Genomic DNA, 26,713 nt, shown 5'->3' on the forward strand with positions numbered 1-26,713 from the left:
TAAGATTCAAGAAAGCGTAGGAATAAGAAGATGAGTATTGTCCGTAATATCAACAAAGTAATAAAAGCGTTTGGCAAAACCTATCGCGGTCTGACTCCCTACGCTATCTTCCGTTAATCGTTCGCGATTAAAGCACATATGCGGTTACGCACGTCGTAACCAGCACTGAAAAGGCGGGTATCAGTGATACCCGCCTTTTTTAATGGCGTGATTTTTTCACCCTCTTTATGGCAACAGCCTGAGGTGACAGCGCGTCAACGGTGCTCTGCACAATATTGATATTGTCGCCTGTCGTAACAAAGACCAACGGCGGCTTCCCTTCCTGCACCACAATGCCTTGACCTTCCTTTATGTCATTCCTCTGGCAGCACCGTCCCCGCCTGCTTTAGCCGTTATGCGCACATCCCCGCGTGGATTATTTTGATATCCCCCCTGCGACAGGACAAAAGAATCCAACTTCTGCGCAATGCTGCCGCTGCCGCTCCTTTTTCACCGCATGTTAGGTTAGGCTGTGTCCCTTAATCCCATGAGTTATACTAACTGTTTGTTTCTACATCATTTTGAACTACGGCTCGCTACGACCTTCCCGATGAAACATGGGCTATCATCCAGCCCTTACTCCCTGCTGAACCAGCAACACCACAGGCCGGACGCCCATGGGCTGAGCATCGCATGATTATCAATGGCATGTTCTGGGGGCTGTGCTCTGGTGCCCCATGGCGTGATTTACCTGAGCTATACGGCCCATGGAAAACCGTTTATAACCGCTTTAACCGATGGTCAAAATCGGGAGTCATTAACATTATTTTCAATAATTTACTTTCATCATTTGATGCCCATGGCCTCGTGGACTGGTCAGCGACTGCGCTGGATGGTAGCAATATCAGGGCGCTGAAATGTGCTGCCGGTGCTCAAAAAAACATCCCGATATCACCGGAGATAATGGGCTGGGTCGCTCTCGAGGTGGTTTTGGCACCAAAATCCATATGGCTACAGACGGAAGTGGTCTTCCGTTAAACATCGTGTTGAGCCCCGGTCAGGCTCATGAAAGTCAGTTTGCACTACGTCTTTTGAACGGTATTGGTGTTCAACGCCAGAACGGCAGTATGAAACGCCGTGGTCATGCGGTACTCGCTGACAAGGCGTACTCCGGGCATGTATTACGTAACGAGCTGAAAAACAGAGGTATAAAAACTGTCATCCCCCGAAAATCCACTGAAAAAATGGCGGTGGATGGTCGTTCAAAGCTCGATCGTGACGCCTACCGCAATCGGAACGTTGTTGAGCGGTGCTTTGGCCGTCTGAAAGAATACCGTCGTATTGCGACACGTTACGACAAAACGGCGAGGAATTATCTGGCAATGTTGAAACTGGGCTGCATCCGCCTGTTTTACCAGAGGTTATGTAATTAAGGGACACAGCCTAGCATGGCATGTTCTCTTGTTTCAATTTGGCGATGATTTGACCGAGTTGCCGGTTATGTTCGGCAGAAATATCGCGAGTGGCGCTATGGCCTGCATTATCCAGAATGATGGTTATCAGTGCTGACAACCAATCACCCAGGTAGGAGACCCCTGGTTGCGGTGCTATCGTTGGCAGTTGCGGTAGTTAATAGCTGGCAAGCTGGGTTTTGTGGGAAAACACTTTATCTTTGTTACCAATATAGCTACTAGAAACCTGTTCTTCAGGCAACGAAAGATAGCCAAACCAGGCAATAAAATCACGCATCACCAATTGGGCCCGCAGCACTTGACGTGCCATTAAGTGCTCACGGCGCGTGCCCTCTTGCTCTTGACCTGCCAGCGCGAGCTTTAATGTACCTTCGAGATCCTGGCGAGTGGCTGCGGTTATCAGTTCTTCGCTCAGCAAGTTAATCAACTCGCTGCTCATACCGAGCTGATGCCATTGGGTGGTTTGTTGTGGTAGTTCTCTTAAGTGAGCTACCCAGGCTTTGAATGCTTGATGAGCGAACTCATCATCTTGCCCTATCCTTTTCTTGGAGGGCGTTGGTTCAACGACGGCCACCTGCTCATCAATCGGGGAGGCAGTAAAGGGATCGTTTGCGAATGGATTGTCGGCAAATGGGTTGCTCGCAAACCCATTCTGAGGGCGTTCGTCGCTGGCTTCTTGTGGCCCTTGATCTTGGTCGCGGATGCTCAGATAGATGTTGTTCAGTTCATGGGGGGGAAGATCTAAACGGTTGATCATTTCTCCCATGCTGAGTGGGCAAGCTGACAATCCCTGCCACAAGGTTTTGGCAATGGCTTTTTTCTGGGCTTGTTGACCGTCACCGTCATGTTCGTACCAGCGACCAAGCCTTTGATCACCGGTTTCCTGACGACATGTCTGTAATTGTTGGCGCAGACGCTGTAGCTTAAAGTCCAGATGGGCGACGCCACGCAGTGCCTGGGTCAGGCGGGACATACCCCCATCGTTGAGTGTGAGCATTGCCTGCCATGCGGCTTTTGGTTCAGCTACGTGCTCAATCACATTTTTCCCATTGATAAACGCGCTGCACATCGTGTCGAGCACCGCATGATAGCGTTCAGTCAGCGCTACTTCCTTAAGTGTTTCTTTACCCGCTTTCTTTTCAAGGATAAGGAAGGGGTTATCGATCCCTGGGCTTTGTTGAATAAACAGATTTTATGCTACCAGCCCAGTAAAACGATTGTTTCCAGCAACGTAAAATCATGCAGTTAAGCATCATGAGAAAACGGAATGCCTGAGGTGATAAGCATTTTCTACCAAAATGGGCATAGTAAAACAGCACGATTCCCTATGTAGTGGCACACTGATACTGGCCACCTGATCGGAGGTGATATGCTCACCTCATCAACACGACAGGTGACCTCATGGGTAAACATTTTACGGCGGAATTTAAGCTCGAAGCCGCAAAGCTGGTTGTCGACCACGGCTACACATACGTTAAGGCCGCAGAGGCGGTTAATGTCAGCCATTCTGCCATTAGTCGCTGGGTCAATAAGCTTCGCCTTGAACGACAGGGAAAAACGCCAACGGGACTTCCTCTTACCCCCGAACAGCTCGAGCTGCGTGAGATGAAGAAAAAAGTCCAATGCCTTGAAATGGAGAACGAAATCCTAAAAAAGGCTACGGCGCTCTTAATGTCGGACTCACTCAACGGTTCACGGTAGTCGACAGGCTGAGGGCGCGATACCCGGTCACGGCGTTGTGCCAAACTTTTGAGGTACATCGCAGCAGCTACAGGCACTGGCAGGCTTCCGCTAATGAACCCGACGGTGAGCGCGTGGTTAAGTGTAGTCGCGTCATGGAAGCCTGGAACGCCAGCGGCGGCTCTGCCGGCGCTCGAAGTATCGCGACCATCGTCACCGGCAGCTCTGGTGTCAAAATGGGGCGCTGGCTGGCTGGCAAGCTGATGAAGGAGCTGGGTATCGCCAGCTGCCAGCGACCGGCTCACAAATACAAACGCGGCGGCAATGAACACGTTGAAATACCGAACTATTTCAACCGCCAGTTCGCGGTTACCGCGCCGGATCAGGTCTGGTGCGGCGATGTGACCTACATCTGGACGGGCAAATGCTGGGCTTACCTTGCGGTGGTGCTAGACCTGTTCGCCCGCAAACCGGTGGGCTGGGCCATGTCGACGTCGCCGGACTCGGCGCTGACAGTTAAAGCGTTGCAGATGGCCTGGGAACTCCGGGGACAACCAACAGGAGTCATGTTCCACAGCGACCAGGGCAGCCACTATACCAGCCGTCAATACCGGCAAGCCCTGTGGCGCTGCCGGATAAAGCAGAGTATGAGTCGGCGGGGTAACTGCTGGGATAATGCGCCAATGGAGCGGTTCTTCCGCAGCCTGAAGACAGAATGGGTGCCGACAAAGGGTTACAACAGCTTCAGCGAAGCCCAGGACGCGATTATCCGCTACATCACGGGGTATTACAGCGCTATCCGGCCTCACTGGTATAACGGCGGCTTAACTCCAAACGAATCTGAGCGACTGTTCTACATACAGTCTAATGCGGTGGCCAATATTAGTTGACCACTACACGCAAGCAGCATTGAGGCGAGTAGTGCATATTTTCTCATGACATTGTCCATGAATCAGGGAAAATAAAATTAGGAGGCTAATATACTCGTAATCATTGAAGATGCTTGATTTTCCATGAACAATACCCATTTCATGGTTATGAACATTCATCCCACTGAAGAGCAGAAAAAAAGTTAAGGAATCTTCACCAAACAAGTCGTGACCATCATGTGCGCGATCGGATACGGTGTGTCCTATTGTCTGCCGATGGCTGGACGCCAGGAATGATTGCACAATCGCAACTTATTCACGAAACCACGGTACGCCGTCATCTAAATGATTGGCTAAAGGGTGAGAAACTTGCGCCTGAGAATGGCGGCTCTGATAGTCATCTCAGCGAAGAGCAAACCGCTGAACTCACCACATCTCTGACGAACAACCTTCTTCCCACTACACAGGCTATCATTGAACAGGTTGTTGATTGGTGGGGTATCCGCTACACCGTTCCGGGAATGACTAAATTGCTGCACCGCAACGGCTTCAGTTATCGAAAGCCTGTCGGTATCCCACATAAATTCAGTGCAGAAGCGCAGCAGGCGTTTGTGGAAACCTACAACGAGCTGAAACAAAAAGCCGGTGACGATGAACCCATCCTGTTCATCGATGGCGTCCACCCGACACAGGGAACAAAACTGGCATATGGCTGGATGCCTGCGGGAAAAAAATCTCAGCCAGTGGAAACCACCGGTAGTCGTACCCGTCTGAACATCATGGGAGCCCTGAACCTGAACGACATCGGCAGCACGGTGGTTCGGGAGTACGACAGCATCAACAGTCTCAATATCGCCCGCTTTTTTATCGCCATCCGGGAAACTTACCCGATAAGACAGAAGGTGCATATCATACTCGACGGAGCGGGTTACCACCGGGCGGAGCTGGTGAAAAAGTGGGCATATGTGATGAATATCGACCTCCACTATCTGCCGCCTTACAGCCCGAATCTGAACCCGATAGAAAGACTGTGGAAAGTGATGAATGAAAAGGTGAGAAACAACCGCTACTTCGCTTCACCAAAGGCGTTTCGGCAGGAAATACACCACTTCTTCCGCAATATATTACCGGGACTGGCGGGGGGCTTGTCGCGCAGGATTAATGACAACTTCCAGACGCTGAAAAATGCAACTTCAAGTTAATCGAGTATAGTTGCCATAAATTGTATTAGTCGCGACTTGCTCTGACACTGGACCTTGAAAGGTTGAGAGTTACCGGTTTTGATATGGGTGTCGAATCCTTATACAAAACACGAGGTAACTCTCATGCTTCATACTAACAATCCCATCATCAAACACAAAGCCGGCCTGCTCAATCTCGCCGAAGAACTCGGTAACGTATCAAAAGCCTGTAAAATCATGGGGGTGTCACGCGACACGTTTTATCGCTATCAGGAACTGGCGGCAGAAGGCGGCATTGACGCACTGGTTAACCAAAACCGCCGGGTTCCCAACCTGAAAAACCGTGCTGATGAAGCCACTGAACGTGCGGTTGTTGATTACGCCATTGAGTTCCCGGCTCATGGCCAGCACCGGACCAGTAATGAGCTGCGTAAAAAAGGCGTCTTCATTTCTGGCAGCGGTGTGCGCTCCATCTGGCAACGACACGATCTGGAAAACTTTCGTAAGCGCCTGAAGGCACTTGAGGAAAAAGTTGCCAGAGAAGGCATCGTACTTACTGATGCTCAAATCGCTGCACTGGAGAAGAAGGCGCACGACGACGAAGCCTGTGGTGAAATAGAGACTGCTCACCCGGGTTATCTGGGGTCGCAGGACACCTTCTACGTGGGTAATCTGAAAGGTGTTGGCCGTATCTACCAGCAGACGTTCGTGGATACGTACTCGAAAGTGGCGCACTGCAAGCTTTACACGAGTAAAGCACCGATCTCTGCCGCCGACCTGCTCAATGATCGCGTGCTGCCGTTCTACGAAGCTCAGGGGCTGCCAATGCTAAGAATACTGACGGACAGGGGGACGGAGTACTGCGGTAAAGTGGAACAACATGACTATCAGCTGTACTTGGCTATCAACGATATAGACCATACGAAAACGAAAGCGATGTCTCCGCAGACAAACGGTATCTGCGAGCGCTTCCATAAAACTATTTTGCAGGATTTTTATCAGGTTGCGTTCCGTAAGACGTTATACGAGGACCTAGAAAGTCTACAAAAGGATCTGGACAACTGGTTGTGGCATTACAATAATGAGCGAACTCATCAGGGTAAAATGTGCTGCGGGCGTACGCCAATGGCCACGTTACTTGATGGTAAACGAGTCTGGGCAGAAAAAAATCTGAACCAGATTTAATCTGACAGACACCTGTATAAATAACCGGTAACTGTCAGATCAGGTCTGAGCTAATACACCTAACGCCAATGAGTCATTGGCACACAGAATCGCCGTACAGGTACGTTTTTTTTCTCGAAACCACGATACCACCGCCTGCTCAGCCAGTTCGGGAAGCCAATCCGTCACGCTGATCACCTGCAGCTCGGAGCAGGGCAGTTGAAAATAACGCATCGACTCCTGCCAGCCCTCATGCCGTTGTTCAATAGTTCGCCGTCCGGGATGGGTCAAAAACAGGATATCGCGATGCCCGTGCGACACCAGATAGTCAGCCGCCATCCGGGTTGCCGAGCGGTTACACGGCATCACGCTGGAGAGTCGCATCAACGGATCTTCGCTGTTCACCAGCACCGCAGGTTTTTTCAGGTTTACCACAACGTCTAAAATCGCCGGATCGTCGACGGTGAGAGCTAGCATCCCACCAATATCATCCTGATTAAGCAGATCGGTCAGCGCCTGCGTGCCTTTGTCAGAAAGCGGATGGGTCACCAGATCCAGTACCAGCACTTTGGCGCGCTCTTTCAGCCCTTGCAGCACATACCAACTGAATTGATAACGGTGGTAGTCCAGCATCGCCACCTGAGAAACGGCCAGAACGATACGGGAGCCCCCCATTTCCACGGCGGGGTTGTAGCGCACCGCACGCGCCACCTCCAATATTTGAGCGCGCAGTGCCTGGCTCACCCCTTTTTCACCGCTCAGCGCACGAGACACCGTGCTTAACGAAGTACCACAGCGCGCGGCGATATCTTCCAGTCGTATACGGCGCGAACCGCCATCGAGCTTTTCTGCGTCAACCGGATTTTTTTGTGCTTTTTTTCCATAATCATACACAGTCATCAAGGATTAAGAGGCTTACTTACTCTACTGTGAAGCCATGAAGCCTGTCAGCGTCTTTCACGTTGATTTGTTAGCCTTTCGCGTGAATAAGGAGAAAAATCGCCATGATCGAGACGGAAAGATTGATTCTGCGCCAATGGCGCGATGAAGATTACCCTATTTATGCACAATTGAATGCCGACCCGGAAGTGATGCTCTATTTCCCTGAGCTGATGTCGCGCGAAGAAAGCAATGCACAGATAGGCCGTTTCACAAGACATATTGCCAACAAAGGATGGGGCTTCTAGGCTGTGGAATTGAAATCAAGCGGCGAATTTATCGGCTTTATTGGTTTGCATAAGCAGCAGGAAGAGAGCGGAATTCCCCATGCGCCGCTTATCGAAGCGGGCTGGCGCTTACAGGCGCGGCACTTGGGAAACGGCTATGCCACGGAAGGGGCAAAACGCGTGATCCGTTATGCCTTTGAGCAACTTGAGTCACCAGAGGTCTACGCCTATACCCCGCTGCAACATATGGCTTCACAGCGTGTGATGATAAAGGCAGGAATGACCAACACCGGTGAAGATTTTAATTATCCCAAAATACCGGCGGGTCACGCCCTGGAGCGGTTCTGTTTATACAAGATTGCGCGATAGCTGCATCACACATCGATATCCGCCCGATCGCCCTTCTCTTGCAGCCAGTTGCGGCGATCTTCCGAGCGTTTCTTCGCCAGCAGCATATCCATCACCGCCAGCGTTTCGTTCACATCGTCTTCGCTGATGGTGAGCTGCACCAGGCGGCGCGTATTGGGATCAAGTGTGGTTTCGCGCAACTGTAGCGGGTTCATCTCGCCCAACCCTTTAAAACGTTGAACGTTAGGCTTGCCCTTCTTGCGCTTAAGCTGCTCCAACACGCCGGCTTTTTCTTCTTCATCCAGCGCGTAGTACACCTCTTTACCCAGATCGATACGGTAGAGCGGCGGCATGGCGACATACACATGGCCGCCTGCAACCAACGGGCGGAAATGGCGCACAAACAGCGCACACAGCAGCGTAGCGATGTGCAAACCGTCCGAGTCGGCATCCGCCAGAATACAGATCTTGCCATAGCGCAACTGGCTGAGATCGTCGCTGTCGGGATCCATGCCGATTGCGACAGAAATATCATGCACTTCCTGCGAGGCCAGCACTTCATCGGAAGAGACTTCCCAGGTATTGAGGATCTTACCTTTGAGCGGCATGATGGCCTGAAACTCACGCTCACGCGCCTGCTTGGCGGAGCCGCCCGCAGAATCCCCTTCCACCAGGAACAGTTCGGTTTTATTCAAATCCTGTGAGGTGCAGTCCGCCAGTTTCCCCGGCAACGCCGGGCCGCTGGTCAATTTCTTGCGCACCACTTTTTTGGCCGCGCGCATGCGACGCTGGGCACTGGAAATTGCTAATTCGGCCAGCATTTCAGCCGCTTGCACGTTCTGGTTCAGCCACAGGCTAAACGCATCCTTCACCACGCCAGACACAAACGCGGCGCACTGACGCGAAGAAAGGCGCTCTTTGGTCTGCCCGGCAAACTGCGGATCCTGCATCTTCACCGACAGCACATAAGCACAGCGTTCCCAGATATCTTCGGCACTGAGTTTCACGCCGCGCGGTAGAATATTGCGGAATTCGCAAAACTCACGCATGGCATCCAGCAAGCCCTGACGCAGGCCGTTAACGTGCGTCCCGCCTTGTACCGTGGGGATCAGATTGACGTAGCTTTCCGTCAGCAGTTCGCCCCCTTCCGGCAGCCACAGCAACGCCCAGTCCACCGCTTCGGTATCGCCCGAGATAGCGCCAATAAACGGTTTTTCCGGCAGCGTCGGCAAACCGTTAACGGCTTCGCACAGGTAGTCGTTCAGACCATCCTGATAGCACCAACGCTGTTCGGTATTGTTGACCTTGTCTTTAAACGTGATGTCCACGCCGGGGCACAGCACCGCTTTGGCTTTCAATAAATGCGTCAGGCGCGAGACAGAAAAACGCGGGCTGTCAAAAAAGCTGGCATCCGGCCAGAAATGCACACGGGTACCGGTATTGCGTCGTCCGCAGGTGCCGCTCACCGTTAACGCTTGCACCTTCTCGCCGTTTTCGAAGGCAATATCGTAAACCTGCCCGTCGCGGCGCACGGTCACTTCCACGCGTGAAGATAACGCGTTCACCACCGAAATGCCCACGCCGTGCAAACCACCGGAAAACTGATAGTTTTTGTTGGAGAATTTCCCGCCAGCGTGCAGGCGACACAGAATCAGTTCAACGGCGGGCACCCCTTCTTCAGGGTGGATATCCACGGGCATACCACGGCCATCGTCAATCACTTCAAGTGACTGATCTTCATGCAGGATAACGTCAACACGGCGCGCATGGCCCGCCAGCGCTTCATCGACGCTGTTATCAATCACTTCCTGCCCCAAATGGTTGGGGCGTGTAGTATCGGTGTACATCCCCGGACGGCGGCGCACCGGTTCTAAGCCGCTGAGCACCTCAATGGCATCAGCGTTATAACTTGATTGACTCATATTCGCGTTAGTCGTTGTTTAAATGTGTAAAACGGAATGGCGCTGAGAGGATGCACTGCCCGCGGACCACGCATTGTCGCTGTCCGTGTAAGTAAGGGCAGTGCAGTACAGAACGGGTCAATCGTCGCTCAATCCAAGGAAACGCACAATGGGGTCAAAATACTGTTCAAACCCAACAAAACTGTGGTTCCCACCCGATTCCACCGTCTGGCGACACGCCGTGTAATACGCCACAGCCTGCCGATAATCCAGCACTTCATCCCCTGTCTGGAGCAAACACCACAGTAAATCCGGCGCCTCGAGTGATTCAATCTGCATCACTTTCAGGTCGTAAATATGCCGAGACTCTAGCACATATTCTTCACCTGTATAGGGGTTACGATATTCGCCGAGATGTTCCAGCAACAGTTCGAAGGGTTTTACCGCTGGATTGACGACCACGGCGGGCAAGGTAAAACATTGCGACAGCCAGGTGGCATAATAGCCGCCCAGCGATGACCCCACCAGGCCGATGGGATGCCCCGCCCGCTCCATCACCAACGATTCCAACAGATCAGCCGTCTCCGCCGGATAGGGCGGCAGTTGCGGCACCAGCATCTCTATCTGGGGATGGTGCTGCGCCAGCCATGCAGCCAGCGCCGTCGCTTTGGCCGATTTAGGCGTACTGTTGAAACCATGGAGGTAGAGTAGCGTAGGCATTAATAGCCGTCCGAATCCATATCAGGCAAAAACTCGCTACCGCTCAGGCGGTAAACGCGCGTCTCCAGCGAACCGTCCGATAACAGATCCAAATAACGCCAGCCGGGCCCGATATCGTCAATGGTAAAGTTAGTGCAGTGTGGTTTGAACTGCACACAGGTGGAAGGCGTCGCCATCAGCCTGCGCCCGTTCCAGTCAAGATCCAGCTCCTGGTGAATATGCCCGCACAGCACATTTTTCACCTGCGGATAACGCGCCAGCACCGCATCCAGATGGTGCGCGTTACGTAGGCTGTGCTGATCGAGCCAGGTACAGCCTGAAGCCAGCGGATGATGATGTAACAGCAACAGCGTATGACGCTCTGGAAAACGCAACAGGCTGCGCTCCAGCCACTCGAGTTGATATTCACTCAATTCGCCGTGGGGTACGCCAAACACCTGGCTGTCTAATAAAATAATCTGCCAGGCATCGCCCAATAGCACGTGCTTGGAAGGCGCAATGCCAGCCTGCGCCAGCACATCCACCATCGCAGGCTGGAAATCATGGTTTCCCGGCAGCCATACGCAAGGTGCGGATAGCTGCGCAATGCCGCGCGTGAAGTGATGATAGGCCTCCTGCGAATGATCCTGAGCAAGATCTCCCGTTGCCACAATAAGGTCAACATCCTGCCCCTGCGCCTGAATGGCAGACAGTACGGCATGGTAACTACGGTATGTGTTCACGCCGAGCAGAGTCTCGTGCTCGCCGGCAAACAAGTGGGTATCGGTTATTTGTAAAATCCTGATTCTGGCGCCACTCGCCACAGGAACTTTCAGCAGACTTTCCAAAAAATAGTATCCTTGGTTACTGAAATCTGTCTAACAGACTGGAATCGGCATTTCGCGGTGCCGATGCAAAACCATGCGCCAGGCAGTACCTTAGCCAATCAGCAAGAAACTGATTAATTTGATGCTTTTCATCACGTTGATGCAATTTTTTATTCGGGTAATCATAACGTGCTTTAAAACGGTAGATCTGCTGACTGGCACACACTTCCGCAACCAACGCGTCGTGGTAGAGTCGCACGCTTAACGTTGGTAGGCTCCAGTAGCTGACGGCGGGCGCAATCTGCTGGATTTCAACCAATGAGGTATAACGCGTGGATTCCACTATCGTTAAGCGATAGCTTGCACTATTTACATGATAAACCGCACTTTCTCCGACTTCATCCTTTCGCGGCAATAAACGGCGTAATTGTGCGAAATTCATTTCACACAGCCGCATCATGGCCGGAAAATCCGGGGTGTAGCGTTTCATCAGTTTACTCCGTCCACGCCTTTCTCAATTGCGTATGGTGCAACGCCAAACATTGCAGCGTAATGACAGACGCCGCGTTATAAATAATTCCACTTTCTACCCAGGCGTAGCTCTGTTCGCGGCTGACGACATGCACCCGAATGTCTTAATTCTCTTCGGCCAGACCGTGAATGCCCTGTGCGGCACGGGCATCGACTTCGCCCACCATCACCGCCAGACGCTCACTGGTGCCACCCGGGCTCGCCAAATAGCTGATAATCGGTTTCGCCCAACGTTGGAGACCGGCTTCTTCCTGCGCTTCACGTCGCGCCACCGCTCCCAGAGATTCACCTGGCTCAATCATGCCGGCCACCAGTTCAAACAGCCACGGGGTCGGACTGGTGTCATAAGCGGCAATGCGGATCTGTTAAATCAACACCACTTCGTCCCGAACCGGATCGTAGGGCAGCAGCACAACCGCATGACCATGCTCCAGAATTTCCCGGCTGACTTCACCGCTCATCTCACCGTTAAACAACCGATGACGAAAACGGTAGCGCTCGAGCGAAAAAAACCCCTCGTACAGCGACTCTCGTGCAATAATTTCTACATCGTCTTTATGGAAAGTCGCCGGATGGGACGCAGACACAGCCATACCTCAACTCATATCGTTATACACATCTTTCTAACGCACTGTTTAATCAATGAGTTACGGGTTTATCTCAGAGTGGCATTTTGAACCTCAAAAAGCCAATGGGATGGCTTGAATGCCTTAATTCACGGGGTTCTGAGCATCCTGTTCAAAAAATGGCCAAAAGATGTGTATAACGATATGACCTCAACTCCTTGCGAGCAACAGCAGGTACGGGGATGTGTCTCATGTATCATGATGGACATCATACTTGCGATGCTTTGTGATAAATTGGATTAATAGAACACCTATTTGACCAAACGTTAGGGTCTGAGAGCAAATTAAACCCCCTAATGGGGTCGGTCAGGGGAAGATGGCACGTTCAGCCAACTTATCCTATTGGCACATTCTGATAGAATCTGCCGGATTCGTTTTTTGACAGCGCTATCTCCGCTACATCGTTGCCTTAGCTGCACAACAAGGAATGCACATGAAGAAATTGCTCCCTCTTCTTATTGGTCTGAGCCTGAGCGGCTTTAGCGCCGTGGGTCACGCGGAAAATCTGTTACAGGTCTATCAACAAGCTAAAACCACCAACCCGGATTTGCGCAGCTCGGCTGCCACCCGTGATGCCGCTTTCGAGAAAATCAACGAGGCTCGCAGCCCCCTTTTGCCACAACTCGGGCTCGGTGCTGACTACGGTTACACCAAAGGTTTTCGCGATAGCAATGGCGTGAACAGCAACGTTACCAGCGGTTCCTTGCAGTTGACCCAGACCCTGTTTGATATGTCGAAATGGCGCGCCCTGACGCTGCAAGAAAAGCAGGCGGGCATTCAAGATGTGACCTATCAGACCGCACAGCAGTCATTGATCCTGGATACGGCCACGGCTTATTTCAACGTGCTGCGCGCCATTGACGCGCTCTCCTACATTAACGCCCAGAAACAGGCCATTTACCGCCAGCTCGATCAAACCACTCAGCGCTTTAATGTCGGTTTGGTAGCTATCACCGACGTACAAAACGCCCGCGCGCAATATGACAGCGTATTGGCCAACGAAGTGTCCGCTCGCAACACGCTGGATAACGCGCTGGAAAATCTGCGTCAGGTCAGCGGCAACTTCTATCCACAACTGGCAGGGCTGAACATCACCCGATTCTCCACCGAGAAACCGGGGGCAATCGCCACCTTACTGAAAGACGCGGAAAACCATAACCTGAGCCTGTTGTCCGCTCGCTTGAGCCAGGATCTGGCGCATGAGCAGATTCGTTCAGCGGAAACCGGTCATATGCCAACCTTGGATCTGACGGCTTCCTCCGGCGTCAGCAACACGCGTAACACCGGTTCCAATAATACCTCAAGGGATCTTGATGCAGGCCAAAACAAAATCGGCCTGTCATTAACCATGCCGCTCTACAGCGGCGGTGCCACCAGCTCACGCGTAAAACAGGCACAGCACAGCTTTGTCAGCGCCAGCGAACTGCTGGAAAGCGCACATCGCTCCGTGGTGCAGACCGTGCGCTCCTCGTTTAACAATATTTTTGCCTCGATCAGCAGCATCAACGCTTACAAACAGGCCGAAGTGTCAGCTCAGAGCTCTCTGGACGCGATGAAAGCGGGCTATCAGTTGGGTACGCGTACCATCGTCGACGTATTGGATGCCACCACCACGTTATATAACGCCAAGCAGCAGCTTTCTAACGCGCGTTATGACTACCTGATCAACCAGTTGAACATCAAGTCAGCGTTAGGCACCTTGAATGAAAACGACTTGCAGGCGCTGAACGGCGCGTTAGGTCAGGACGTTTCCACGTCACCGGTCTTTACTGACAGCAGCGCACCGGAGCCGAAAGCGCCGCGCGGATAATCAGATCGCACGGTTCTGACGGTTGATAACCCAAAGGAGATACGCAGCGTATCTCCTTTGGGTTTGCCTTGGATTGATTCCACGCCGTCCAAGCGCGCAATAAAATGTATAGCAACGTAAAGAGCAGGCGTTCTGACAGGCGTAATGCTTTAAATTCAGCCAGCCATCCCCTATGCTAGTGCACACTTGGCACACCTTTGGCATTGACGCCTTACCCTCTGGGATAACCACATGAAACGTACAGAAAATATACAGAAGGACGCTTTCCGAAAAGGGTGGCGCTCCTATCGTCTGGCACCGGTTGCGGTTGCGATCAGTGCTGCGTTTATTCTGGCCGGTTGCGAACAGACCGACGAAACCGTGTCGATGTATCAAAATGCGGATGACTGCTCGGCGGCGAATCCGTCCATGAGCGCACAGTGCATCACGGCGTACAACAACGCGCTGAAAGAAGCCGAAAAAACCGCACCGAAATACGCCAGCAAAGAAGACTGCGTCGCAGAATTTGGCGAAGCGCAATGTACGCCGGTACCGGCTCAGGCAGGCACTGCCGCTCAGCCGACACAGACCAGCAGTTCCTGGATGCCGCTGATGGCTGGTTACATGATGGGCCGCATGATGAGTGGGGACGCGGGCTTTGCCCAGCAGCCGCTGTTCTCTTCCCGCTCTCCGGCAAGCCCAGCCAACGGTCAGTTCGTTGACGCCAGCGGTAAAAGCTACGGCGCTGCCACCTCAGGTCGTACCGTTACCGTCCCCAAAACAGCACTGGCTCCTAAACCTGCGACCACTAACACCATCACCCGTGGTGGTTTTGGCGAAAGCGTTGCCAAGCAGACCAGTATGCAACGTAGCAGCGCCAGCACCGGTTCCAGCTCCTCTTCTCGCAGTATGGGTGGCTAAGGGACATAAGCATGAAGCGCGTTGATATTGCCGAACGCCCGGATTGGCGTGAAAAGGCGACAGAGTTTGGTTTCAACTTTCACACCATGTACGGTGAGCCCTACTGGTGTGAAAATGCATACTACCAGTTCACGTTGGCGCAGATTGAAGAGTTGGAAGCGGCAACCGCAGAACTGCACCAGATGTGTCTGCAAGTGGTCGAAAAGGTGGTCAGCAGCGATGTATTGCTGACCAAATTCTGCATTCCCAAGCACACGTGGGAATTTGTCAGAAGCTCATGGCGCAGCCAGCAGCCCTCGCTCTACTCGCGCCTCGATCTGGCCTATGACGGGAAAGGCCCGGCCAAGCTGCTGGAAAACAATGCCGATACGCCGACATCGCTGTATGAAGCGGCCTTTTTTCAATGGTTATGGCTGGAAGATCAGAAAGAAGCCGGTAAGCTGCCACAGGATGCCGATCAGTACAACAGCATTCAGGAAGCGCTGATCGCCCGATTTGAAGAGCTGCGCCTCAATCACGGCTTCGGTCTACTGCATATGGCCTGCTGTCAGGATACCGAAGAAGATCGCGGTACAGTGCAGTACCTTCAGGATTGCGCGCTGGAAGCGGGCGTGTCGACGGAATTCCTCTACATGGAAGAGATTGGGCTGGGTGAAAAAGGCCAGTTCACTGATATGCAAAACCAGGTGATCGGCAACCTGTTCAAGCTCTACCCGTGGGAATTCATGCTGCGCGAAATATTTTCCACCAAGCTGGAAGATGCAGGAGTGCGCTGGCTGGAACCGGCCTGGAAAAGCATCATCTCTAACAAGGAGTTGCTGCCGATGCTGTGGGAAATGTTCCCCAATCATCCCAACCTGCTGCCCGCCTACTTTGCCGATGACGATCACCCGCCACTCGACAGCTACGTGGTTAAACCGCTGTTCTCACGTGAAGGTGCCAACATTCAGATCGTGAAAAATGGGCAGCAGATCGCCTCCGTTGACGGTCCTTACGGCGAAGAAGGCAAGATTGTTCAGCAGTATCACCCACTGCCAACCTTTGGTGACAGCCATACGGTGATCGGCAGTTGGCTGGTCAACGATCAGCCGTGCGGTATTGGCCTGCGCGAAGATCGCGAACTGATCACTCAGGATCTGTCACGCTTTTACCCGCATATCATTCTGGACTGATTCTTACTGCCAGGGAAAGCCGCTTTATTCCCATCGTCATCCTCGGCGAAAGCCGGGGATCTCTGTGAGAAGAAACGCGTTTTACCTGCCAGAGATTCCCGCCTGCGCGGGAATGAGGGAATTGGGGGGAAAGTGGCGGTTTTAGATAAGTTTGTCAGCAGCCTCAATCACCGGAAACGGTAATTATTTAGTGGCATAATCCTAATATCATGATGTAATTGAATTAATTATTGAAAAGATTAAAGAAAACGCTCTCTTCGCCGATATTCAATAGCGTTATTTACCTCATGGAAAAAGGACTTTTATGAAAAAGCAACTTCTGTCTGCGCTGCTGCTTTGCGCCGTCAGCACCTTGTTTACCGCCCACGTCGCCAGCACTGCTTCTCTGCCTGCCGATGTTAAAGCCATCTACTATGAAGATACCGATCTGGTAAAACGTGCAGAACAGGGCGATCTTGAAGCGCAGAACCGCCTAGCGTACAACCTGACCACCAGCGGTTCGGACAGCGCCTGGAAAGAAGGGTTTGTGTGGCTGAAACGCGCAGAAGACGGTGGCCATGTGCCCTCGCAGTTTGCCGTAGGCAAAACCTACTTTACCTCGAAAAGAATTCCACACGATCCACAGCAGGGGCAGGCGTACCTGACCAAAGCGGCCGATGCCAATTTACCTATCGCGCAAATGGCGCTGGCGAGCCTGCTCGCCGATGGCAAAGTGTTGAAGAAGGATGCTAAAGAATCGGCATTTTGGGCAAACCGCCTGGTGAATAATGCCAAAGCGTCCGAGAGCCACAAAAAAACAGCGCAGGATATTTTAGATTCACTTAAAAACGGCTAATGCCACCACGAATAAGACAAGCCCGTGCTGTGCACGGGCTTGATATTCAAACTTAACCGCCCACTTGTACCGACAGCATACTCAAGGCTCCCATCACAATACCATCGACGGGCACCGTGATGGGCTCTTTGCCATCCAAACTGCCCAGCACATAGAGCAGCGGTAAAAAGTGGTCGGGCGTCGGGTTCGACAACGCCGCCCCTTTATGTTGCATAAAGTCCACCAACGGATGGTTATCTCCCTGATAGTTCAGATTGTCTTTGACAAACTGATCGAAGGAAACCGCCCAGTCATAAGGCGTGGCATCGCCATCCCATTTCACCATACGCAAGTTATGCACCACGTTACCGCTGGCGACAATCATATAGCCTTCGTCACGCAGCGCTGCCAGTTTGGTGCCCAACTGGTAGTGATACTCTGCCGATTGCGTACCGTCCACGCTCAGTTGCACCACGGGAATATCCGCATCCGGGTACATCTTGATCAACACGCCCCAAGAGCCGTGGTCAAACCCCCACTGCTCGTGGTCAGCAATCACTGGCAGCGGTGCCAATGCCTGTTGAATGCGCTCTGTAGTGGCACACTGATACTGGCCACCTGAGCGGAGGTGATATGCTCACCTCATCAACACGACAGGTGACCTCATGGGTAAACATTTTACGGCGGAATTTAAGCTCGAAGCCGCAAAGCTGGTTGTCGACCACGGCTACACATACGTTAAGGCCGCAGAGGCGGTTAATGTCAGCCATTCTGCCATTAGTCGCTGGGTCAATAAGCTTCGCCTTGAACGACAGGGAAAAACGCCAACGGGACTTCCTCTTACCCCTGAACAGCTCGAGCTGCGTGAGATGAAGAAAAAAGTCCAATGCCTTGAAATGGAGAACGAAATCCTAAAAAAGGCTACGGCGCTCTTAATGTCGGACTCACTCAACGGTTCACGGTAGTCGACAGGCTGAGGGCGCGATACCCGGTCACGGCGTTGTGCCAAACTTTTGAGGTACATCGCAGCAGCTACAGGCACTGGCAGGCTTCCGCTAATGAACCCGACGGTGAGCGCGTGGTTAAGTGTAGCCGCGTCATGGAAGCCTGGAACGCCAGCGGCGGCTCTGCCGGCGCTCGAAGTATCGCGACCATCGTCACCGGCAGCTCCGGTGTCAAAATGGGGCGCTGGCTGGCTGGCAAGCTGATGAAGGAGCTGGGTATCGCCAGCTGCCAGCGAACGGCTCACAAATACAAACGCGGCGGCAATGAACACGTTGAAATACCGAACTATCTCAACCGCCAGTTCGCGGTTACCGCGCCGGATCAGGTCTGGTGCGGCGATGTGACCTACATCTGGACGGGCAAATGCTGGGCTTACCTTGCGGTGGTGCTAGATCTGTTCGCCCGCAAACCGGTGGGCTGGGCCATGTCGACGTCGCCGGACTCGGCGCTGACAGTTAAAGCGTTGCAGATGGCCTGGGAACTCCGGGGACAACCAACAGGAGTCATGTTCCACAGCGACCAGGGCAGCCACTATACCAGCCGTCAATACCGGCAAGCCCTGTGGCGCTGCCGGATAAAGCAGAGTATGAGTCGGCGGGGTAACTGCTGGGATAATGCGCCAATGGAGCGGTTCTTCCGCAGCCTGAAGACAGAATGGGTGCCGACAAAGGGTTACAACAGCTTCAGCGAAGCCCAGGACGCGATTATCCGCTACATCACGGGGTATTACAGCGCTATCCGGCCTCACTGGTATAACGGCGGCTTAACTCCAAACGAATCTGAGCGACTGTTCTACATACAGTCTAATGCGGTGGCCAATATTAGTTGACCACTACATACGCCCTTTTTCGCCGGGAGAAAGTCACCAGCGCGTGATGAAGAACATCAATAAATTTGAATCATCACAGTTAGACATCCGCCATTTTCAAACCAGCGCCTTCGCTACTCATGTTGACACTGCCACCCCGTTTCCCGCCATTCGAGGCTGTGCGTAAGCCTCAAACCAGAAAGAAAGGCTTCATCGTGCGATACTACAATCATTGCCCCCGGAAACGTGGATAACGCCGCCTCAATCGCCTGCGTTGACGTAAGATCGAGATGGTTGGTGGATTCATCCAACAACAACAATTGTGCGGCATCGCGGCTCCACAGCACACAAGCCAAAGCCGCCTTCAAACGCTCACCGCCGCTTAATGCTGCCAGAGGTAGACCCACTTTATTCGCATCCAGTTGCAGTTGCGCCAACCGGGTACGCAAGACTCCCTCCTCTAGAGGCGTATCGTCGGCATTAAGATGTGCCAGTACCGACAACGAGAGATCCAAACGCGACAAATGCTGATCAAGATAAGCCGTGGTGACTGAAACCCGACAGTCACCCGATACCGGCGTTTCATCGCCCATAATCACCTTAAGCATGGTCGATTTGCCGCAGCCGTTTGGCCCGCGCAGCGCTACCCGCATCGGGCCATCCATCCTCCAGTTGAAAGGCGAATTCGCGATGTGGGGCAATATGAGATCGTGCAGCACTAACACCGGTTTATTGGGTGCGACATGGCTACCTGGCAGCGTAAATAATATCGGGCTATCTTCCGACCCTTCCTCGCATCTCACAGACAGCAGCATTAAGCACATCATTTTGCTCACGGTGCTGCTTACGCAGCGTGCCTAAACGCGCTTTTGCCGCCGCTTTGCATTGCACCCGCTTAAATGAGGCGATATTCAGTGAATCTACCGTGCGTAAGGTCTGTGCCGAGGGCCGCTGGCTGGCATCATGCTCTTTTTACAAACGCATTCGGGTGCGCCGACGCTCGGTAGTGGCATGTTCCAATGCCGCCTGAGCAGCCTGCTGTTCAGCCTGGCGCTTCCGCTGATAGTCATCATAATTGCCGCCATAGTTGCGCAGACCCGTCAGGGTCAGTTCCAAAATGCGCGGCATCATCGCCAGTAGTTCACGATCGTGCGTTGCCACCAATGCGCCGCCGCGTCGCTGGGAAAGCTTGTCGTAAAACCACGTTCTCGCCTGTCTATCGAGGTGGTTCGTCGGTTCATCAAGCAGTAAATAGTCAGCATCAGTCATAAACGCCGCGCACAGCAGTGCCCGCACGCGTTCACCGCCGCTCAGTTCAGCAGCGCGTTTATCAGGAACAAATGCCGGCAGGCGGGCTTCAGCAAACGCTGCCGCCAAACGCTCTTGTAAATCCCAGGAACCGTCCAGATGTTCGAGATCTTCCAACTGATAATCGCCTGACGCGCGGCAAAAATGTCACGGTAACCCAGCAGTTCAGCCAGCGTTGTGGTTGATAAAACCCTGTGCTGCTGAGCAACATATGCCAGAGAACCCACGCGTTCAATATGACCGAAAGCGGGGGTGTCGTGCCCTGCCAGCAGACGCAGCAGCGATGTTTTTCCGCAGCCGTTACGCCCGACCAGGCCGTACAATGAGGGTTCAAGCGACAGCGTCAGCGGACCAAAAAGCGTCAAGCCTGTCGCAAATTGGCAGGTGACCTGATGTAAAAGAAAAGAAGGGGATTGCGCGCAATGAGCCATAAGCACTCCTGAATGAAATCAATATCCATCCCCGATAACGCATTCGCGTTAGCAAGGATCCGAATTCATCAGTCGTGTTTGTTCATTTTCCGTGTGTGCTCCGGTGAGACTAGAAGTTTGTCGCAGCAAAGGTTAACGGACCCCAAGCCCCGCCTCAAGGTTAATTTTTATCCCGTTGAGCTAAGAGATAGATAAGCACTCAGGCAGCCATGCATTTAGGTACAAGCTCTTGCGCGCAAACATCTGTCGAAGCGCTAGGGAATACGAGGCCACAGGGTGAGCGGCGATTGAGCGTCCCGTGTCGGGCACGTGCGCTGTACGGTGCAAATAACCACGTGGGTTAATGCGCACGAAACGTTCACTGCAGACGCCAAAATCCCCCTTTAGATTTATGCACCAAAGCGGCGTTCTGAACGCAAAAACCCCGCCGAAGCGGGGTTTTTTAAAAGGTGAAGTCGACCGATAAGCCGGGTTCTGTCGTGGACAGTCATTCATCTAGGCCAGCACTCACGCACTGGCTCAAGCAGCCTACCCGGGTTCAGTACGGGCCGTACCATGTGAACCCCTATTTGGCCTTGCTCCGGGTGGAGTTTACAGTGCCGCGAACGGTTACCCGCCGCGCGGTGCGCTCTTACCGCACCCTTTCACCCTTACCTGATCCCACTTGCGTGGGCCATCGGCGGTTTGCTTTCTGTTGCACTGGTCGTAGGTTTTACCCTCCCAGGAGTTACCTGGCACCCTGCCCTATGGAGCCCGGACTTTCCTCCCCTCCACGCGTATCCCCCGAAAGGGACAACCATGAAGCGGCGACTGTCTGGTCAACTTCGGCGCGAATGATAGGCGAATTAGTCTCAATTGTCATCCTCTGCGTCGTCATCCGCCTCATTTTGCGCCAACGCATGGCGATACAGCGCGTTCTTTTTCACGCCGTGGATTTCCGCCGCCAGCGACGCCGCCTTTTTCAACGGCAATTCAGCGCGTAGCAGCGCCAGGGTACGCAGCGCTTCCGCTGACAGCTCGCTCTCATCCGGTTGGAAACCTTCTACAATCAGTACCATCTCACCCTTGCGGCGATTTTCGTCTTCTTGCACCCAGGCCAACAGCTCACCCACTGGGGCCCCCTGAATCGACTCCCAGGTTTTGGTCAGCTCGCGCGCCAGCACCACATAACGCGCTTCCCCCAGTACCGTTGCTATATCGGCCAGGCTGTCAATCAAGCGGTGGGTGGATTCGTAGAAAATCAGCGTGCGTGTCTCTTCAGACAGTTGCAGTAAACGGTCCTGACGCGCTTTGGTTTTGGCGGGCAGAAACCCTTCGTAACAAAAACGATCAGAAGCAATGCCCGCCGCCGACAGCGCCGTGATCGCCGCGCACGGCCCCGGCAATGGCACCACGCGCACGCCCGCTTCACGACAGCGGCGCACCAGATGGTAACCGGGATCGTTAATCAGCGGCGTCCCCGCATCAGACACCAGCGCAATGGATTGTCCCTGTTGAAGCTTGGCCAGCAGATGATCGGCCTTTTGCTGTTCGTTGTGATCGTGCAGTGCAAATAAGCGTGCACTGATGGCAAAATGTTGCAATAACAGGCCGGTATGGCGCGTATCCTCTGCGGCAACCACATCCACCCCGCGCAGTACGCTCAGTGCACGTTCTGTGATGTCGCCCAGATTGCCAATCGGTGTTGGCACAATGTAAAGCGTGGATGCAGAAATGTCTGCTTGTTGTTCATGATTCATTGTTTCATCCGGGTTGCCGATTTAATATTGAGCATCTTTATAAAAAAACCACTGGATACAGTATGCTTCCCAATCATTTCGTCCGTTCGCAAACAGGGCGTATCGCGTCTGTGTTATTCGCGGCGCTGCTTCTTGCAGGGTGTCCAGGCCAGGCGCCACAGCCGCCTTCACCTGATGTTCAAGGTCAGGCCGGAGCTTCCTCTTACTACTACCTGCAACAAATGGAGCAAAGCCGAGATAATAACAAGGCTGGCTGGCAATTACTTGCGATTCGTGCCCTGATTCAGGAAGGAAAGCTCCCTCAGGCAACCGAACAGTTCAACGCATTGCCTACGCAGTTGGCACAACCGCAACAGCGTGAGCAGCAACTGCTAAAAGCGGAAATTGCCGCCGCCAACAACGACAGCAACGGCACAACCGCCGCACTGCAAGGGCTGGACGTCAGTGCACTCTCCGCGGATCAACAAGCACGTTACTATCAGGCGCAGATCAACGCACATCAAGGCCAGCCTTCTGCTGACTTGCTGCGTGCCTATATCGCCCAAGAACCGCAGCTCAAAGGCGATGAGCATCAAAAAAATATCGATCAGACCTGGGTTGCTCTGACACAGATGTCTGCGCAGGCAGCTAGTAGTGTGCTGATCAACGCCAATGAGAACGTGCTGGCCGGATGGATGGATTTGCTCACCACCTACCAGAACAACCGCGAGTCGAACGACCAGTTGAAAGCCGCGCTGAGCGACTGGCAAACGCGCTATCCGCGCCACCCAGTGGCACAAACGCTGCCAACGCCGCTGGCATCAGGCCAAACCGCATTGCCGGTAGCCGGTGGTGGTATCGGCAGTAGTATCGCCCTGCTGCTGCCGCTCAACGATCAGGCACAGGTGTTCGCCAATGCCATCCAACTGGGCTTTAATGCGGCGAAAAGCGGTCAGGCCAGCATGGCGTACAGCGCGCCTGCCGATACGGCCTCCGCAGCAACAGACAACGGAACGGTAACGTCAATCAGTGCCCCGTATGCCACGCCAGCCAGCGTGTCACCGGCTCCTGAAGCCGCCAGCGGCGTGTCTGTGAAAGTCTACGACACCACGTCGCAGCCCGTAGCTAATCTGGTCGCACAAGCGCAGAAGGATGGCGCATCACTGATTGTTGGACCATTGCTGAAAAACGACGTTGAACAACTCACCAGTCAGCAAACCACCGTGAACATTCTGGCGCTCAATCAGCCCGAGCATGTGCAAAACACCCCCAACATGTGCTTTTTCGCCCTGTCACCGGAAGATGAAGCGCGCGACGCGGCGCAATTTATTCACCGCCAAGGCAAACAACAGCCGCTGCTGCTGGTACCACGCGGCGCGTTGGGCGATCGCGTGATTAATGCCTTTGCCCAAGCTTGGCAAAGTCAGGGCGGTAATACGCTGCTGCAACAACGCTTTGGTAATACGGCAGAGCTGAAACAGGCCATCAACAGCGGTGCTGGGTTGAGTCTGAACGGTCAGCCAGTCAATGTGATGTCCTCAGCGGCACAGCCAGGCACGACCATCGGCGGGTTAACCATCCCTGCACAGATTGAACCCACCGTCAGTACCAGCGGCAGCGGCAATGTCGATGCGGTTTACATTCTGGCGACGCCGGATGAATTGGCGTTGATTAAACCGATGATCGATATGCGCACCACTTCGCAATCACGCCCGGCATTATATGCCAGTTCGCGTAGTTTCCAGGCCGGGTTGGGGCCAGATTTCCGTCTTGAAATGGAAGGCCTTCAGTTCAGTGAGATCCCCTTGCTGGCAGGCAGCAACCCGGCGCTGATGCAACAAGTGGCTAGCCAGTTCAAGAATGACTACTCACTGGTGCGTCTCTATGCCATGGGGATGGATGCCTGGGCGTTGGCGAACCACTTTGCCGATTTACGTCAGTCGTCCAGCCAGCAAATTACTGGCGCAACCGGCACGTTAACGGCCAGCGCAGATTGCGTTATCAACCGCCAATTAACCTGGCTGCAATATCGCCAGGGCCAGTTGGTGCCCGTTCCCTGAATCGGCGAGCGACAGGCACGCACTATGAGCAGCACGCCCGGCGCTATCTGGAGCACCACGCCGGGCTGACGTTCGTTGCCGCCAACGTGAATTGTCGCGGCGGTGAGCTGGATTTGATTATGCGGGATGGACACACCTGGGTCTTTGTTGAGGTACGTTACCGCAAAAATGCGCAATTTGGTTCGGCAGCGGAGAGTGTGACGCCCCGCAAGCAACAGCGGTTATTGCATGCTGCTGCGCTGTGGCTGGCGCAACGACAGCAGAGTTTTGACACGACAAGCTGCCGATTCGATATACTGGCGATTACCGGCGAACACTATGATTGGTTGCCAAACGCCTTTGGCGCGTAAACACCGCATCTGGACGGTGTCGTTGTCAGAGAAAAGATCGCATTGCTCAATGGATCGCTTGGAAAATAGGTTAATGCACCGTGCTGGATAGAATAAAAGTCTGTTTCACCGAAAGTATTCAAACACAAATCGCCGCAGCGGAAGCCCTACCCGATGCGATCGCCAGAGCAGCCACTGCGCTGGTGCACTCATTACTCAACGGTAACAAAATCCTGTGCTGTGGCAATGGGACTTCCGCCGCTAACGCACAGCATTTTGCCGCCAGCATGATCAACCGATTCGAAGCGGCGCGCCCCAGTTTACCGGCGATTGCACTAAATGCGGATAATGTGGTCTTAACCGCGATAGCAAACGATCGTCTGCATGAAGAAGTGTACGCAAAACAGGTGCGTGCATTAGGGCAAGCGGGCGATATTTTGCTGGCGATCTCCACCCGAGGCAACAGCCGAGATATTGTGAAAGCCGTGGAAGCCGCGGTGACGCGTGATATGACGATTGTCGCGCTGACCGGTTACGATGGCGGGGAACTGGCCGGTCTGCTTGGCCCGCAGGATGTTGAAATACGTATACCTTCACATCGCAGTGCGCGTGTGCAGGAGATGCACATGCTGACCGTTAATTGCCTGTGCGATTTGATTGATAATTCCCTTTTCCCACACCAGAACGATTAAGGAGCACCCCCATGAGGATATGTTCTGCATTTGCCGTGCTGTCTGTCGCCCTGTTGCTGCAAGGTTGTATTGGCGTCGCTGCCGTTGGCGGTGCTGTTGCCACCAAGACTGTAACCGACCCACGCACGGTAGGCACGCAGGTGGATGATGGTACATTGGAAGTCCGTGTCTCTAACGCTATCAGCAAAGATCAGCAGTTATCCAAAGATGCACGCATCGTAGCGACAGCCTATCAGGGTAAGGTGTTACTGACCGGTCAGGCCCCCACCACCGACCTGGCCAGTCGGGCGAAACAGATAGCCATGGGTGTAGATGGTGCGATGGAAGTCTATAACGAGATCCGCAAAGGCACCCCGGTATCTATGGGCACCGCTTCAATGGATACCTGGATCACCACCAAAGTGCGTTCCCAGTTGCTTGCCACCGACACGGTAAAATCATCCAACGTGAAAGTGACGACCGAGAACGGTGAAGTCTTCCTGCTGGGTCTGGTCACTCAGCGCGAAGGGCGTTCCGCTGCTGAAATTGCCAGCAAAGTGAGTGGTGTGAAACACGTGACGACGGCGTTCACCTTCCTGGAATAATCGCACGTCGTAGCAAGAAAAAGGGTGCCTCAGCACCCTTTTTCATTTTCCAGCATCCGAATTACGCGCCAGGCGCACTGGCCAGCGAAGAGAGCAACCAAACGTCGCGGCGCGTCTCTTGACCAATTTCGCCGCCAACATCCTGCTTGTCACGGGTCATACCGGACAGGAAGGTGGAAAATCCTGCTTTTTCAATGTGATTACGGTAACGCGTATTGCCCTTGTCCTCGTCTACCCGCAGCATCAGGGGAATTAATCGTGCGCTTTTCTGATCAAACGATTTGTAAGGCCAACGGTTATCTTTGTCCAGATAAGGGGCCAGGAAATTAAAGGCGTTAGCGATACCGCTGCCCTGCGGCGTGCAATAACGCCACAGATCTTCGCCTACCTTGTCTGCCAATATCGCCATGTTGGTAATGGCTTGCAGGTTGAAATAGCTGTAGTGGAAGGAACGGGTACGAGAAAGCTCTTACTGCTGCGCGCCGTCATCCTGAATCTGGTGATTCAGTTTGGTACGCTGTAGCGCGGCCATCGCAGAGACCACATCTTTCTTATCGAGATACCAGGCAATACCGGCCACCTGAGCGGCGTACCGACCCTGTACATAAATTTGTGTAATTGCCTGATTTTGATATGTTC

The 26,713-nt window shown here is 53.3% G+C and carries 18 protein-coding genes, 1 other RNA gene and 7 pseudogenes; 14 read left to right on the plus strand and 12 right to left on the minus strand.

Annotated elements, in window-relative coordinates; all coding sequences use genetic code 11:
- Positions 1–603 precede the first annotated feature (603 nt).
- Positions 604–1,412 (plus strand): IS5 family transposase gene (locus ACWWJF_RS11800; RefSeq protein WP_455871053.1). Its coding sequence is split into 2 segments (ribosomal slippage): positions 604–913 and positions 913–1,412, totalling 810 coding nucleotides; the frame shifts between segments, so codons are not numbered across the junction.
- Positions 1,413–1,422: 10 nt separating this feature from the next.
- Here ACWWJF_RS11800 and ACWWJF_RS11805 read toward each other — a convergent pair.
- Positions 1,423–2,640, minus strand: a pseudogene (locus ACWWJF_RS11805) (virulence factor SrfC family protein).
- 212 nt (positions 2,641–2,852) lie between these two features.
- Here ACWWJF_RS11805 and ACWWJF_RS11810 point away from each other — a divergent pair.
- The 3 genes and pseudogenes from ACWWJF_RS11810 to ACWWJF_RS11820 all read left to right on the plus strand — a co-directional run bounded on the left by ACWWJF_RS11810 (position 2,853) and on the right by ACWWJF_RS11820 (position 6,366).
- Positions 2,853–4,021 (plus strand): IS3 family transposase gene (locus ACWWJF_RS11810; protein WP_455869542.1). Its coding sequence is split into 2 segments (ribosomal slippage): positions 2,853–3,108 and positions 3,108–4,021, totalling 1,170 coding nucleotides; the frame shifts between segments, so codons are not numbered across the junction.
- 147 nt (positions 4,022–4,168) lie between these two features.
- Positions 4,169–5,202, plus strand: a pseudogene (locus ACWWJF_RS11815) (IS630 family transposase).
- A 123-nt stretch (positions 5,203–5,325) separates the two neighbouring features.
- The gene (locus ACWWJF_RS11820) at positions 5,326–6,366 is read left to right on the plus strand and encodes an IS481 family transposase (protein ID WP_455868660.1); all 1,041 of its coding nucleotides are present in this window, start codon (positions 5,326–5,328) and stop codon (positions 6,364–6,366) included.
- A 39-nt stretch (positions 6,367–6,405) separates the two neighbouring features.
- On the opposite strand, the gene ACWWJF_RS11825 is transcribed toward ACWWJF_RS11820, so the two are convergent.
- Complete coding sequence (locus ACWWJF_RS11825; protein ID WP_455869543.1) at positions 6,406–7,239, minus strand: LacI family DNA-binding transcriptional regulator; 834 nt, start codon at positions 7,237–7,239, stop codon at positions 6,406–6,408.
- 110 nt (positions 7,240–7,349) lie between these two features.
- Here ACWWJF_RS11825 and ACWWJF_RS11830 point away from each other — a divergent pair.
- Positions 7,350–7,880, plus strand: a pseudogene (locus ACWWJF_RS11830) (GNAT family N-acetyltransferase).
- Positions 7,881–7,885: 5 nt separating this feature from the next.
- On the opposite strand, the gene parE reads toward ACWWJF_RS11830, so the two are convergent.
- From parE to nudF, 5 genes and pseudogenes are all read right to left on the minus strand, one after another.
- Complete coding sequence (parE, locus tag ACWWJF_RS11835; protein ID WP_455869544.1) at positions 7,886–9,781, minus strand: DNA topoisomerase IV subunit B; 1,896 nt, start codon at positions 9,779–9,781, stop codon at positions 7,886–7,888.
- Between the two features lie 117 nt (positions 9,782–9,898).
- A complete protein-coding gene (gene yqiA / locus ACWWJF_RS11840; protein ID WP_455869545.1) occupies positions 9,899–10,480 on the minus strand; it encodes an esterase YqiA in 582 nt (193 codons plus the stop codon).
- A complete protein-coding gene (gene cpdA, locus ACWWJF_RS11845; RefSeq protein WP_455869546.1) occupies positions 10,480–11,307 on the minus strand; it encodes a 3',5'-cyclic-AMP phosphodiesterase in 828 nt (275 codons plus the stop codon). Before cpdA ends, yqiA begins: the two co-directional genes overlap by 1 nt.
- Positions 11,308–11,323: 16 nt before the next feature.
- On the minus strand, positions 11,324–11,779 hold the full coding sequence (locus ACWWJF_RS11850; RefSeq protein ID WP_252321308.1) for a DUF1249 family protein: 456 nt from the start codon (positions 11,777–11,779) through the stop codon (positions 11,324–11,326).
- 1 nt (position 11,780) lies between these two features.
- A pseudogene (nudF, locus tag ACWWJF_RS11855) lies at positions 11,781–12,410 on the minus strand (ADP-ribose diphosphatase).
- Between the two features lie 466 nt (positions 12,411–12,876).
- Here nudF and tolC point away from each other — a divergent pair.
- The 4 genes from tolC (at position 12,877) to ACWWJF_RS11875 (ending at position 17,160) form a co-directional block, all read left to right on the plus strand.
- A complete protein-coding gene (tolC, locus tag ACWWJF_RS11860) occupies positions 12,877–14,253 on the plus strand; it encodes an outer membrane channel protein TolC (protein WP_455869547.1) in 1,377 nt (458 codons plus the stop codon).
- A 231-nt stretch (positions 14,254–14,484) separates the two neighbouring features.
- Entirely contained in the window at positions 14,485–15,153 is a 669-nt protein-coding gene (locus ACWWJF_RS11865) for a DUF1190 family protein (RefSeq protein ID WP_455869548.1), read from the plus strand.
- Between the two features lie 11 nt (positions 15,154–15,164).
- Positions 15,165–16,325 (plus strand): glutathionylspermidine synthase family protein, encoded by a 1,161-nt coding sequence (locus tag ACWWJF_RS11870; RefSeq protein ID WP_455869549.1) that lies wholly within the window; start codon positions 15,165–15,167, stop codon positions 16,323–16,325.
- 304 nt (positions 16,326–16,629) lie between these two features.
- Positions 16,630–17,160, plus strand: a complete 531-nt coding sequence (locus tag ACWWJF_RS11875; protein ID WP_455869550.1) for a tetratricopeptide repeat protein — start codon at positions 16,630–16,632, stop codon at positions 17,158–17,160.
- Positions 17,161–17,212: 52 nt separating this feature from the next.
- Here ACWWJF_RS11875 and ygiD read toward each other — a convergent pair.
- Positions 17,213–17,731 (minus strand): annotated as a pseudogene (gene ygiD, locus ACWWJF_RS11880) (4,5-DOPA-extradiol-dioxygenase); the annotation flags it as partial.
- 73 nt (positions 17,732–17,804) lie between these two features.
- Here ygiD and ACWWJF_RS11885 point away from each other — a divergent pair.
- Positions 17,805–18,973 (plus strand): IS3 family transposase gene (locus tag ACWWJF_RS11885; protein WP_455869282.1). Its coding sequence is split into 2 segments (ribosomal slippage): positions 17,805–18,060 and positions 18,060–18,973, totalling 1,170 coding nucleotides; the frame shifts between segments, so codons are not numbered across the junction.
- Positions 18,974–19,086: 113 nt separating this feature from the next.
- Here ACWWJF_RS11885 and ACWWJF_RS11890 read toward each other — a convergent pair.
- From ACWWJF_RS11890 to rsmI, 3 genes and pseudogenes are all read right to left on the minus strand, one after another.
- Positions 19,087–20,691 (minus strand): annotated as a pseudogene (locus ACWWJF_RS11890) (ABC-F family ATP-binding cassette domain-containing protein).
- A 447-nt stretch (positions 20,692–21,138) separates the two neighbouring features.
- Positions 21,139–21,517, minus strand: an RNA gene (gene rnpB, locus ACWWJF_RS11895) — RNase P RNA component class A.
- A gap of 25 nt (positions 21,518–21,542) precedes the next feature.
- Complete coding sequence (gene rsmI, locus ACWWJF_RS11900; protein ID WP_455869551.1) at positions 21,543–22,430, minus strand: 16S rRNA (cytidine(1402)-2'-O)-methyltransferase; 888 nt, start codon at positions 22,428–22,430, stop codon at positions 21,543–21,545.
- A gap of 62 nt (positions 22,431–22,492) precedes the next feature.
- Here rsmI and ACWWJF_RS11905 point away from each other — a divergent pair, with 62 nt between their 5' ends.
- The 4 genes from ACWWJF_RS11905 (at position 22,493) to dolP (ending at position 26,074) form a co-directional block, all read left to right on the plus strand.
- Entirely contained in the window at positions 22,493–24,469 is a 1,977-nt protein-coding gene (locus ACWWJF_RS11905) for a penicillin-binding protein activator (RefSeq protein WP_455869552.1), read from the plus strand.
- On the plus strand, positions 24,466–24,819 hold the full coding sequence (locus tag ACWWJF_RS11910) for a YraN family protein (protein WP_196908548.1): 354 nt from the start codon (positions 24,466–24,468) through the stop codon (positions 24,817–24,819). The genes ACWWJF_RS11905 and ACWWJF_RS11910 overlap by 4 nt, the downstream gene beginning before the upstream one ends.
- An 80-nt stretch (positions 24,820–24,899) precedes the next feature.
- A complete protein-coding gene (gene diaA, locus ACWWJF_RS11915; protein ID WP_455869553.1) occupies positions 24,900–25,490 on the plus strand; it encodes a DnaA initiator-associating protein DiaA in 591 nt (196 codons plus the stop codon).
- An 11-nt stretch (positions 25,491–25,501) separates the two neighbouring features.
- A complete protein-coding gene (gene dolP / locus ACWWJF_RS11920; RefSeq protein WP_455869554.1) occupies positions 25,502–26,074 on the plus strand; it encodes a division/outer membrane stress-associated lipid-binding lipoprotein in 573 nt (190 codons plus the stop codon).
- Between the two features lie 61 nt (positions 26,075–26,135).
- Here the strand turns inward: dolP and ACWWJF_RS11925 are convergent.
- A pseudogene (locus ACWWJF_RS11925) lies at positions 26,136–26,654 on the minus strand (alginate lyase family protein).
- Between the last annotated feature and the right edge of the window lie 59 nt (positions 26,655–26,713).

The organism is Symbiopectobacterium sp. Eva_TO (assembly GCF_053848865.1).